Genomic DNA, 10,845 nt, shown 5'->3' on the forward strand with positions numbered 1-10,845 from the left:
GAGGGCCTACCGCCGGAGCTCGAAGCTCGTCTGCCCGATCGTCACGGTCGCGCCCGTGGGCACGGGGGTGGGGACCGACACGCGCTCACCGGCGAGGAACGTGCCGTTGGTGGAGTCGAGGTCTTGCACGACCCAGCGGCCGTTCCAGAGCATGAGGCGCGCGTGGTGGGTCGAGGTGTAGTCGTCGCGGATCACGAGGTTGCTCTCTTGGGATCGCCCGATGGTGAGCGGCCCGTCGCCGAGGGGCATCTCGAGGCCGGCCTTGGCGCCCTTGGTGATGACCAGGCGCGTGGCGCGCCCGTCACCCTGCGGCGTCGGTGCCGGCGCGGCGGGCGCGGGACGCGGGGCGGGGGCAGGAGGCGCGGTGGCGGTCGAGCTCGCCTTGCCGGGTGTGGCGTCGGCGGGCATCTTGCGCGCCCGCTGCCCGAAGAGGTCGCTCCGCAGCGCGAACACGATCACGAAGACGAACAGCCACAGGACGGCCAGGAAGCCGAAGTGGAGCACCAGCAGGGTGAGGGCTGAGGTCATCGTCGGCCACCCGTGGAGTCGGGCCCGTCGAAGGGGTCGGGCGTCGATGACTGGGGGAGCACGCGGAACACGATACGCGTACGACCGATCTGGATCACCGAATCGGGCTGCAGCGGCGCCTTGGTGAGGGGGTTGCCGTTGAGCTTCGAGCCGTTCGTCGAGCCGAGGTCGCGGACCTGGGCGCGTGACCCGTCCCACAGGATCTCGACGTGCTGACGGGAGGTACCGGTGTCTTGAACGGTGATGTCGGCGTCGCTGCCGCGGCCGATGATCGTGCGGGCACCGCTGAGCTCACGGCGCTTGCCGTCGATCTCGACGAACGGCTTCCACTGCACCTCGCCGCGCAGGTTGCGAGAGTCGACCGACATGATGCCGACGCTCAGCGAGTCGTCCTGGCGGAGGCGGATGCCGAGGGGCCCGGCGAACTGGTACCCCTGGGCGGTGGCGTGCCGCTGGGTGAGCTGCGTGAGCTCGTCGATCAGGGCCGGACCGATGCCGGACATCTTCTCGTAGTCGATGGGGGCGAGGCGCACCTGGAGCTCGTTGGGCACGAGGATGCGGTCACGCGAGACCACCGCGGCCTTGGTGTCGAGCTCACGGCGCAGCGCGTTCGTGATCTCGAGTGGTTGCACGCCCGAACGGAACGTCTTGGCGAAGGCGCCGTTGACGGCGCGCTCCAGCCCGCGTTCGAAGTTGTCGAGCAGTCCCATGGGTCTCCAGGTTCGGGGTCTCTGGTCGCCCGATCTTAGCCCGAACGAGTGAAAGGGACTCACCGGTGCTCTTTCGGACGTCCCACGCATGCTAAAGTCTACGAGTTCGCGCGAGTGGCGGAATTGGCAGACGCGCTGGCTTCAGGTGCCAGTGCTCGAAAGGGCGTGGGGGTTCAAGTCCCCCCTCGCGCACGAACGAGAAGGCTCACCTCCGGGTGGGCCTTCTCTCTTTCCCGGCTCTCGTCCCACCCGTCGCCGTCGGCCCGTGCAGTGGTTGTCTGGTGCGATGAGCCAGCAGAGCGCGGTCGTGTTCGAGTTCGCCGAGGTGCTCTTCGACGAGTTCCCGAAGGCCCTGTGGGTGCCCCGCAACCAGCGCATCGTCGTCGACTCCGACCGCCGCGTCGTGGGTCGCCGCGACGGCATCGTCGTCAGCGTCACCGACCTGCCCCCGGTTTACGTGCACGCCGACATCGGGCCGAAGATCAGCAGCATGCAGTCCTTCATCACCGTCGGCGACCACGTCTCATGGATCGTCCGGACCGTCGAGGGTACGCGGTTCACCTCGTCCGCCGACGGCCTCGACGAGGAGGCGCGGCTCGAGATCGCGAGGGACGCCACCCTGCACGGGTTCCTCGACGACCTCGAGTGCATGGTCATCACCGACCTGTCGGAGATGCGATTCGGACAGGACCGCGAACTGACGCGCTGCCGTCTCGAGGTGACCCGCGCCTCCGGGGGTCCGGTCGCCTGGGCGCTCGTCGTCGAGGGCACGGGGCACCGGATCGAGACGGACACGGTCGAGGCCGCGGAGTTCGTCGGCCGGCAGCTCAACGACATCGCGATCGACGGCGACCCGCTCGCCCTCGAGGCCGTGCTGCCGCTCTGAGGCGTCTCGGCCCGATCAGCCCGTGAGGCCGGTCACGGAGAGCCTCCGGCCGATCGCGAGGCGACGACGGCGGCGAGCCAGCCAGGGATCGCCTCGGCGGGCCGTGGGTACGACTCGAGATCGTCGAGGTAGGCCTGGTCGTCGATCCAGGTGTGAGGAGCGCGGTGGTCGAAGTCGAACGAGGTGCCGAGCTTGCCGGCGGCGGTGACCCGGAAGCGGGCGCTGAACCACGATCCAACGTCGGCTCGGTACATGAGCCGTCGGAGGTCGGAGGCGGCGGCGCCCGCCTCGTCCGTGTCGGGAGTGGACGACTCGTGGCCGGCTTCGTCGAAGAAACCCACGGATGCCACCCGGACGCCTCCGACCTCGGAGAAGTCGAACTCCGCCCGGACGGAGCCTCGAGGCATCATGCGGTGGACGGCGAGACCCACCCGACGGAGGGCATCACGTTCGGTCGGCACGCGGCCACCGCCGTCGTCGTGTTCGCTCATCGCTCGGCCCCGCCGCCACCGTCGGCTCGGCCGGCCAGGTCGTGGCGGGTCGGGGCGCCGGCGAGGATGGCGGCGAGCCAGTCGGGGGTGTTCTCGGGGGTGCGGGGGAACTCGTCGAAGTCGGCTCGGTAGGCCTCGGCGGCGAAGTGGCCCAGCTCGGGTTCGTTGTCGTAGTCGTACGACGCGCTCATCTTGCCGGTCGCCGTGACCGTGAACACCGCGGTGAACCAGGTACCCGAACCGGGTCGGTACATCGCCTTCCGGAGGTCGCGTGCCGCCCGGAAGGTCGTCTCGTCGGGCAGCGCGTGGTCCTCGCTCCCGTCGATGCGGGGCAGGACCGTCTCACCGGCCATGACGCCCCCAGCGATGCTGGTCTTCATGACGATCCGGTCGAAGCCGGTCGGGAGCAGGCCGTACAGCTGCCGGCCGATGTCTCGGAGGATCGTGCGCTCGGCCTCGATGCCGGTCGTCGGTGGGCCGTCGGACATGCGTGTATCCCTTCGGTCATCGATCACTTGCGGTCGTGGCGGGTCGGGGCGCCGGCGAGGATGGCAGCCAGCCAATGCGGGGTGTTCTCGGGGGTGCGGGGAAATCGAGCCAGATCGGCCCTGTAGGCATCCGCCAAGAAGTGGCCCAACTCGGGCTCGTGGTCGTAGTCGTACGACGCGCTCATCTTGCCGGCCGCCGTGACCGTGAACACCGCGGTGAACCAGGTCCCCGCATCTCGACGGTGCATGGCGCCGCGGAGGACTTCGGCCGCCTCGAACGCATCGACAGGCCCGATGATCGATTCGAGCGAACCGTCGAGTCGATGGACACGGGTCCGGCCGGCGAGGACGCCGCCCGCCACGCTGACCTGCATCTCGACACGATCGTGTTCTGAGTTCAGAGTCGGATACAGCAGACGACCGATGGCGCGCAGTTGGACGCGTTCGGCTTCGAGTCCCGCCGGCTGCCCGTCACGTGAAGCAGAGCGGCTCTCCTCAGCGCCGGTCATCGTGTCCGAGGCGAACGAGGTCGTGGCGGGTCGGGGCACCGGCGAGGATGGCGGCGAGCCAGTCGGGGGTGTTCTCGGGGGTGCGGGGGAACTCATCGAAGTCGGCTCGGTAGGCCTCGGCGGCGAAGTGGCCCAGTTCGGGTTCGTTGTCGTAGTCGAATCGCGTGCGGAGCTTCCCTTCCGCCGTGACCGTGAACGAGGCGGTGAACCATGTTCCGGCCCCCGGCCTGTACATGGCCTCTCTGAGTTCACGAGCACGGAGGGTGGAGTCCCTCGTGCCCATGATGGAGTCGTCCGTCCCGTCCGGGCGGTAGAGGCGCTTCTTTCCGGAGGAGACACCACCGACGATGCTGATCTCGGCCTCGATGCGATCGAAGCCCGCTGCGATCTCGCCATGAAGAGCCAGACCGACCCCTCTCAGCGCAGAGCGCCCTTGCTCGAGTCCGGGTGGGTTCTCATGTCGTGTCATGACTCGGGTTCTCCCTTCGGCTCATGTGTGCCACCCCTGCCGACGAGGTCGTGGCGGGTCGGGGCACCGGCGAGGATGGCGGCCAGCCAGTCGGGGGTGTTCTTCGGCGTGCGGGGGAACTCGTCGAAGTCGGCGCGGTACGCCTCGGCGGCGAAAGACCCGAGCTCGGGCTCGTGGTCGTAGTCGTACCTCGCACTGAGCTTCCCCCCGGCGGTGACGGTGAACACGCCCGTGAACCACGTCCCGGCTTCGGGTTTGCTCATGACCCTCCGGAGATCGCGGGCCGCCCGGAAGACGCCACGACCGGACGAGAGAGAGGTCGAGCTGCCGTTTGCGGCATGCAGCTCGATCGTGCCGGCTGTCACTCCGCCGACCACGCTGATCCGGGCGATCACTCGATCGTGGTCGCGCGGGATGACGGCATGGAGCGCTTTGCCGAGGATGCGGAGTGCGTCCCTCTCGGCAGGCATGCCGTGGGGCTCCGAGTCGTGAGCGGACGGCACGGGCCCGAGTACTCCTGAGTCCGCCAGTTCTCTCGAGGTCGTGAGGCATGCCTCGAGGTAGGCATCGGGCGATGTGCCGCCTCCGACGAGGATCAGGGTCCCGCCCGTCGTCGACTGCGCGGTCGCGACCGACAGCCCCACCTCACGTGCAAGTGGATGCGAGCATGCGGCGTCTGTGCCGCTGGCGTGAGTCACGGCAGTGGGCCCGCGACGGAGGAGATCAGGAGGACGTGCTCGCGCATGTCGACGACCTCGAGGGACGCAGCAGATCGTCGGCCTCCGAGGGCGAGCAGCGGGCTGAAACCGAAGCATTCGTCGGAGCGGGGCACCCCGAGACGCTCCCGCGCCTCCGGGAAGGGGCTCCAGTCGAAGTAGTCGGGGTCGGCCAGGAACGACTCGTAGCCGAGGATGACGAGGAGCGTCGAGAGCCTGTTGGCGATGATCCGGCTCGTGCCCCGTCGAAATTCGAGGAGGTGCGCTCGGCCGTCGAGCCAGACGACCAGGTCTCCGAGGGCGGACGACATCAGGGGCGTGGCCGCCGCGAATCGAGGTGCGACCTCGGCGAGGACGTCCTGCCACGCGGTGGGCTCGACGATGCGCAGGTACCCGTCAGCCGTCGCGCCCAGCCCGTGGTCACGCCACAGGGCCACGACGTCGTCGGGAAGACGCTCGACAGCGGCGTCGAGGCTGGCGGAGGACAGTGGAGGCCCTGGCATCAACGGCTGCGTCACGTGACTCCAGCCCTGTTGCGCGAGTCCATGTCTCGACTCTCAGACGGGACCCTCGTCACGGCCGACGAGGTCGTGCCGGGTGGGCGCACCCGCGAGGATCGCGGCGAGCCACTCGGGCGTGTTCTCGGCAGTCCGGGGAAAATCCTCGAAGTCGGCACGATATTCCTCGGCACCGAAGTGACCTAGTTCGGGTTCGTTGTCGTAGTCGTACTGTGCGCTGAGTTTCCCGGCGGCCGTCACGGTGAAGACGGCGGTGAACCACGTGCCTGCCCCTGGCTTGTACATCAGGCGCCTCAGTCGACGAGCCGCTTCGAACGTGCGTCGCGCGGGAGCAGCCGACTCCTGGGAGCCGTCGGCTGCGAAGAGCAACGTCTCGCCGGCCATCACACCCCGAGCCATGCTTGTCTGCATGCGGATGCGGTCGGAACCCGAAGGAATCAGTGCAAGGAGCTGCGAACCCAGTTCTCTCAGTGCATCACGTTCTGCTTCGAGACCCGACTTCACCTTGTCGTCACCGGACATTGTCGTAGAACTCCTGTCGTAGCGGTTGACCGTGAGCCTGGATCTTGACTTGGACACCGGTCGGGACTGTGTTCGTGCCCTCGTACTCCGGAAGCACTTTGAGGTCGGCGGCGCCTCCGTCGGACGCGGTCAGGGCTTGCCGGAGTTCGCGTTCGAGGTTACCGAAGGAGTGGCCCCGGCCGCGATTGACCTCTCGGAGCATCGGCACGATGTTGATCTTCTCGCCGCCGCCGCCGAACATGTTGGCCAGGAGGTGGCCTCCCTCGTACCCGACACCGCCCTCCTTGCCGATGCGCTTCTGCACCGACTCGGACCGGTCGGCATCGCCGAGTTGGAGGTCGTCGAACTCGGCGAGCACCGTGCGGCTGGCGTGGTCCGTGACGTAAACGTGCTTGCCACCGACGACGTAGGTCGTGTCCGCGGCGGGCTGCATGAGGTCGTAGTTCAGGTTGCCCTTGCCGCCGTACTCGGTCTCGACGTGGACGATGCGACCTGTCGCGTCGGTCGAGAACACACCCCGGCCAGGCACCGTGTACGCCGTGTCCGGGGCGAGGACCTGACCGTGGGCGAACGGCTTCTCCTTCGTCGGCAGGTCGGAGCCCGAGACCGTCACGTGGTGCTCGACGGCCGGTGTGGCGTGCGGCGTCGGTTCGGTCGGGGTGGGCGTCCGGTCAGGGCCCGACAGGTCGAGCTCCCCGATGTCCGTGTCATGGCCGCCACCGGCTGACCGGTCAGGGGTTGCACCCGCGCCGTCGACGGGACCGTCGGCCCGACCGGGCTCGTCCGTCCCAGGGCCGTCCGCGCGACCTGCGTCGCTCGTCCCAGGGCCGTCGGCCCGACCGGCATCGCTCGATCCGGCACCGTCGGCCCGACCTGCATCGCCCGCTCCGCCTCCGTCGCCACGTTCGAGCAGCGTCGTGCCGCCTGATCCGGGGTCGGCGGCGCGGGCGGCACCGGCGGCCGGGTCGGAGCCGGTGCCACCACCCGCGTGAGCGGACGCGTCGGCGTGCGTGGCGGACGCGGCTCGCGCCTCCTCGGCTGTTCGACCGAGGTCGCCGTAGTCGGCGAAGTCCTCGAGCTTCGACAGCGAGCCGAAGTCGACGGTCTCGCCCGCCTTCAGGGCGCCGGTGAGACCGGAGAACTCGACGTCGGTCATGCGCTCGAGGGCGGCCATCGTGTCGGTCAGACCGTCGAGGTCGTCGAGTTTCGACAGGCCGCCGGCGTGCTCGCCGAACTCCGCGACGAGGTCCTCGACCCGTGACAGGCCCTTCGGCAGGTGCGACGCGTCCTCCGCCACCTCGGCCAGCCGGCCGGTGAGGGTCGCCGCCCGGGCCGCGCCCGACCCGACCTTGAGGCCCGCTCCGACCTGGCCCGCACCCGGGATGAAGAACGAGGCGACGTTCGCCACCGCGAAGGTGCCGGCGGCGACCGGGTCCTCTTCCCACTGCTCGGGCGTGCCGACGATTCCGCCGACCATGCCGTCCATCGTCTGCTTGTAGTTGTCGCGGAGGCCGCGCAGCGATTCCGGTACGGCCGAGTCGGGCAGGTTCGCGAGGGCGGGCGCCACCGGGAAGGCCACCGTGATGGCGAGGGCGCCGAGACCGGTCAGCATGCCGGTCCACGCCTCGCCGGCGAACGACCAGTCGTGCTTCCAGCCGTTCGCGGCGTCGAAGCCGACGAGCGACACGGTGCCCTCGACGAAGCTGGTGCCGAACTCGACGAGTCCGTCGCCGACCGACTCCTGGCACGACCGCTCGCCCTTGCCCTGGGCACCCCACGGGTTGTCCTCGGCGAGGTCGAGCTGCTCACCCGTCACGGCGGTCTGCGGAGCCACGCAGAGGTCGTCACGCAGGGCGTTGACGCCGTTCTCGAACTCGACCCGGGCCGCGTCGATCTTCGCGATCTCGGCGTTGTACTGCGACTGCAGCTCGTTGTTGCGCTCGACCGACGGTGTGTGCTCGTTCCACGGGATGGTCGTCTCGCCCTGGCCCTCGGGCACGATCGGCACCCCGCCGCCGCTCATCTGGCTGGCCTGGAAGAGCGGGTTGTCGGGGTCGTAGAAGTCGAGGGTCACGCCGCCGGCCACCGACGCGCGGAAGGCGTTCGCCTCGGTCACGAGCTCTTTGATGCGCGCGACCGGTGCCGTGACCGACTCGGCGAGCGTCTCGAGGAGGTCGGCCACCGTCGAGAGCTTGCCGGCGACGGCCTCGGCGTCGGTGCGCACCGGGTCCATCGAGGCGAACAACTGCGGCCCCTCGGGTGCGGTGTACGACGCGGACAGCCCCGACCAGTCGGTCATCACGGCCTCGGCGTTCGTCGTGACCGCGGTCGACGTGGTCTTGTAGCCCGCCGCCGCCGACGCGATCGACTCGGGCACGATGTCGAGACCGTAGAACTCGGACGGTGCGATCAGCGACCCCTTCGTGGCCATCAGCGACCCCCCTCGAAGAAGCTGAGGTCGCCCGACTCGGCGGCCTGCACGGCGGCGGCCTGCGTCTGCGCGGCCATCTCCTCGTCGCCGTTCACGTAGGCCAGCGTCGCGTCACCCGCCCCGGTCGCGCAGGCGAGGATGCGCGCGTTGATGCCCTGCACGCGGTTCGTCTCGGACGAGATCAGGTCGACGACGGCCACGGCCGACGACACGAGGATGTCGCTGCCCACGCCGGCGTTCAGCTCGGTCTGGGCCGTCTCGACGCCGGTGAAGGTCGCCGCGAACGTCTCGGCCGAGCCCTGCACCTTGGTCAGGACGCTCACGACGCCGTCGGTCTGGATGCTCCACGAGCTCATCGGTCGTCTCCTGTCGTCACGAGGGTGCCCTGCACGTCGTCGGCCAGGCGCCGGGCCAGCGCCTGGGTGAGAGGCCCGTCGAAGGGGCCGTAGGCCTCCGTCCACCAGCGGTCGGTGGCGGGGTGGTCGTTCGGTCGGCCCGCGGGGTGGTCCTGGGACGCCGGGTCGATCACCGGCAGGCCGAGGCCGCGCCGCGCCTCCCGGGGGTCCTCGAGCTGTGTGCTGCGCAGCACGGCCAGGACCAGGCCCTCGCCGGACGCGATCTGGATGCCGCCGCCCTGCCAGAGGCGCCCGGCACCGAGGCCGCCGTCGACGGCCGCGGCCGCGGTCACGACCTCGACGGCCGTCACGGGCTCGGCCGAGAGGATCACGAACTCACGGGGCACGGCGCACCGCCGGGGGGAGGAGGGCGTCGGCCACGACACCCGGGCCGATCGCGTCGAGGGCCGCCGCGAAGCGCTGCCACCGGGTCGCGTCGGCACCGAACGGCACCACGAGCGAGGGCGTGCGGGCGTTGCCGGTCGTGGTCCCGCCGTGCTCGGCGGCGAAGGAGGCCGCGTCGAGCCCCAGGCGTCGCACGGCCCGCGCGCCGACCACCGCGGCGAGGGGCTGCGGCGTCGTCGGCCGGTAGGGCGTGATCGTCGCGTCGGCCGCTCCCCGCAGGCTCCACGCCGTCGCCAGCAGCACCTGCTGCTTCTCGGACAGGCTGCGCAGAGCCGAGGAGGCACGGGCCGCGTCGTCGACGCCGGTCGCCTCGGGCAGCGCGAACAGCAGCCGGGTCTCCTCGGTCAGTCCGGTCTCGCTGCGCGCGATGCGGATCGTGCCGGTCCAGACCGTGCCGTCGGGCGCGGAGCCGGCGACGTGCACCCGGGAGTCCCGCGGCATGCGGGCCCGGGCCAGGGCCGTGATGCGACCTCGGTCCCAGACGGTGGCGGGGGGTTCGGAGGTGCCCCACACGGTGGGCGCGACGCCCGCGACGGCGGTGACCAGCGCCTCCGTCGTCGTGCCGGTCAGGGCCTCCGCCCTCGCCGCGTGGTGCACGGCCACGGAGAACTGCAGCCACGGACGCGTCGTCTCGACCGCCGGCTGGGGCAGGAGGGCGAACTCGTCGGCGGGCGCGGTCGCCCGCGCCGATCCGTCGACCGGGTCGGCGAGGGGGTCGAGCAGGGCCTCGTCGTACGACGCCACCCGGGCACCGCCGATGGCGTGGCGCAGGTGGCCGTCGGCGTCCCGCACCAGCCAGGCCCCGGCGACGAGGCGCAGGGCCTGGTAGAGCGCCCAGCTGAGGCGGGCGTCGTCGTGGGTGACGACGACGACGCGGACGCCGGCGCGGGTCGCGTCGGTGAGCAGGGCCTGCCGCCCCGAGGTCAGGCCGACGACGGGGGCGGTGCTGATCGTCGCGATCCACCCCGGCCCGCTCGCGTCGGCGAGCGGGTGGGGCAGGGTCGTCGCCCGTGAGTCGCTCACGGGCCCGGCCTAGATGCCGTCGACGGCGGCCTTGGCCCGCTGCATGGCGGTCTGGGCCGACTCGTCGTTCGACGCGAGCGACTGGCGGAGCGTGTTGATGATCGTGCGCACCTCGGTGGCGACGCGGTTCCAGCGCTGCTCCTTGCCCGCGTACTCCTCGCTGGAGCCGTCGGCCTGGTAGTCCGCCATGGCGGTCTTGACGTCGGAGTCGCGCTGCGTGATGAGCGCCTCGAGGCGGCTGGCGACGGCGTTGAAGTTGTCCTGGGCGTTGCCCGAGGCTCCGAGGTCGAAGTCGCGGCGGTCGGTTGCGTTGGCCATGGTCGTTCCCCCTTATGCGCGCGATCCGCCGAAGCGGGCGCTCTCGAATCCGGCACCGGACTGGGCCGAGGTGGTCTCGTCGGCGATCTGCTGCTCACCCTCGACGAAGGCACGGTTCTGGCCCGTGATGCCGGTCAGCACCGACGACAGGGCGGCGTTGAGCTCGACGGAGATGCCGTCGACCTCGCCCTTGAAGCGGTCGAAGGCGGCGCGGCCGGCTCCGTTGAAGCGGCCTTCGAGCGGCGCGGCCGCGTCGGCGAGCTGGCGCACGAGCGCGCCGAGGTCGTCGCCGGCCCCGCTCGTCTTCTGGCTCAGTTGCGTGAGGGTCTCGCTCCCCATGGCGAACTTCATCATGTCGTTCTCCCCTTGCTTCGATCTGATGGCGACCCGTCACGGGTCGACTCATGAGGAAATCACGATTACGTCTCGATCGCCA

The 10,845-nt window shown here is 70.4% G+C and carries 16 protein-coding genes and 1 tRNA gene; 2 read left to right on the forward strand and 15 right to left on the reverse strand.

The genetic code is table 11. The features are described from left to right. Positions 1-6: 6 nt before the first annotated feature. Together IFT88_RS00935 and IFT88_RS00940 are read right to left on the reverse strand one after the other, a co-directional pair. A complete protein-coding gene (locus tag IFT88_RS00935) occupies positions 7-528 on the reverse strand; it encodes an FHA domain-containing protein FhaB/FipA (RefSeq protein WP_043595274.1) in 522 nt (173 codons plus the stop codon). After that, positions 525-1,238 carry an FhaA domain-containing protein gene (locus tag IFT88_RS00940; protein ID WP_123571116.1) on the reverse strand — a complete coding sequence of 238 codons (714 nt, stop codon included), beginning with the start codon at positions 1,236-1,238 and terminating at the stop codon, positions 525-527. The genes IFT88_RS00935 and IFT88_RS00940 overlap by 4 nt, the downstream gene beginning before the upstream one ends. A gap of 108 nt (positions 1,239-1,346) precedes the next feature. Between IFT88_RS00940 and IFT88_RS00945 the strand changes: the two genes are divergently transcribed. After that, positions 1,347-1,430 (forward strand) — tRNA-Leu (locus IFT88_RS00945). A 94-nt stretch (positions 1,431-1,524) separates the two neighbouring features. After that, positions 1,525-2,124, forward strand: a complete 600-nt coding sequence (locus tag IFT88_RS00950) for a hypothetical protein (RefSeq protein WP_192118385.1) — start codon at positions 1,525-1,527, stop codon at positions 2,122-2,124. Between the two features lie 32 nt (positions 2,125-2,156). Here IFT88_RS00950 and IFT88_RS00955 read toward each other — a convergent pair whose 3' ends face one another. The 13 genes from IFT88_RS00955 to IFT88_RS01015 all read right to left on the reverse strand — a co-directional run bounded on the left by IFT88_RS00955 (position 2,157) and on the right by IFT88_RS01015 (position 10,763). Further along, positions 2,157-2,615, reverse strand: coding sequence for a hypothetical protein (locus tag IFT88_RS00955; protein WP_056228025.1), 459 nt, complete (start codon positions 2,613-2,615; stop codon positions 2,157-2,159). Beyond that, complete coding sequence (locus tag IFT88_RS00960; protein WP_052505276.1) at positions 2,612-3,103, reverse strand: hypothetical protein; 492 nt, start codon at positions 3,101-3,103, stop codon at positions 2,612-2,614. The genes IFT88_RS00955 and IFT88_RS00960 overlap by 4 nt, the downstream gene beginning before the upstream one ends. Before the next feature lie 23 nt (positions 3,104-3,126). After that, positions 3,127-3,612, reverse strand: coding sequence for a hypothetical protein (locus IFT88_RS00965; protein WP_192118387.1), 486 nt, complete (start codon positions 3,610-3,612; stop codon positions 3,127-3,129). Next, the gene (locus IFT88_RS00970; RefSeq protein WP_192118389.1) at positions 3,599-4,081 is read right to left on the reverse strand and encodes a hypothetical protein; all 483 of its coding nucleotides are present in this window, start codon (positions 4,079-4,081) and stop codon (positions 3,599-3,601) included. The genes IFT88_RS00965 and IFT88_RS00970 overlap by 14 nt, the downstream gene beginning before the upstream one ends. Continuing rightward, positions 4,078-4,344, reverse strand: coding sequence for a hypothetical protein (locus tag IFT88_RS00975; protein ID WP_192118391.1), 267 nt, complete (start codon positions 4,342-4,344; stop codon positions 4,078-4,080). Before IFT88_RS00975 ends, IFT88_RS00970 begins: the two co-directional genes overlap by 4 nt. Positions 4,345-4,775: 431 nt before the next feature. Next, entirely contained in the window at positions 4,776-5,300 is a 525-nt protein-coding gene (locus IFT88_RS00980; protein WP_192118393.1) for a T6SS immunity protein Tdi1 domain-containing protein, read from the reverse strand. Between the two features lie 54 nt (positions 5,301-5,354). Further along, entirely contained in the window at positions 5,355-5,714 is a 360-nt protein-coding gene (locus IFT88_RS00985; protein ID WP_192118395.1) for a hypothetical protein, read from the reverse strand. 112 nt (positions 5,715-5,826) lie between these two features. Next, on the reverse strand, positions 5,827-8,268 hold the full coding sequence (locus tag IFT88_RS00990; RefSeq protein ID WP_192118397.1) for a DNA/RNA non-specific endonuclease: 2,442 nt from the start codon (positions 8,266-8,268) through the stop codon (positions 5,827-5,829). Beyond that, on the reverse strand, positions 8,268-8,624 hold the full coding sequence (locus tag IFT88_RS00995) for a DUF6507 family protein (RefSeq protein ID WP_055975732.1): 357 nt from the start codon (positions 8,622-8,624) through the stop codon (positions 8,268-8,270). The genes IFT88_RS00990 and IFT88_RS00995 overlap by 1 nt, the downstream gene beginning before the upstream one ends. Continuing rightward, entirely contained in the window at positions 8,621-9,010 is a 390-nt protein-coding gene (locus IFT88_RS01000; RefSeq protein ID WP_192118399.1) for a hypothetical protein, read from the reverse strand. The genes IFT88_RS00995 and IFT88_RS01000 overlap by 4 nt, the downstream gene beginning before the upstream one ends. Next, on the reverse strand, positions 9,000-10,091 hold the full coding sequence (locus IFT88_RS01005; protein ID WP_192118401.1) for a DUF6177 family protein: 1,092 nt from the start codon (positions 10,089-10,091) through the stop codon (positions 9,000-9,002). Before IFT88_RS01005 ends, IFT88_RS01000 begins: the two co-directional genes overlap by 11 nt. A 9-nt stretch (positions 10,092-10,100) precedes the next feature. Then, positions 10,101-10,409 (reverse strand): pore-forming ESAT-6 family protein, encoded by a 309-nt coding sequence (locus IFT88_RS01010; RefSeq protein WP_043595262.1) that lies wholly within the window; start codon positions 10,407-10,409, stop codon positions 10,101-10,103. 12 nt (positions 10,410-10,421) lie between these two features. Continuing rightward, positions 10,422-10,763 (reverse strand): WXG100 family type VII secretion target, encoded by a 342-nt coding sequence (locus tag IFT88_RS01015; RefSeq protein WP_307785006.1) that lies wholly within the window; start codon positions 10,761-10,763, stop codon positions 10,422-10,424. Positions 10,764-10,845: the final 82 nt, after the last annotated feature.

It is taken from the genome of Frigoribacterium sp. CFBP 8751, from assembly GCF_014841545.1.
GTDB lineage: Bacteria > Actinomycetota > Actinomycetes > Actinomycetales > Microbacteriaceae > Frigoribacterium.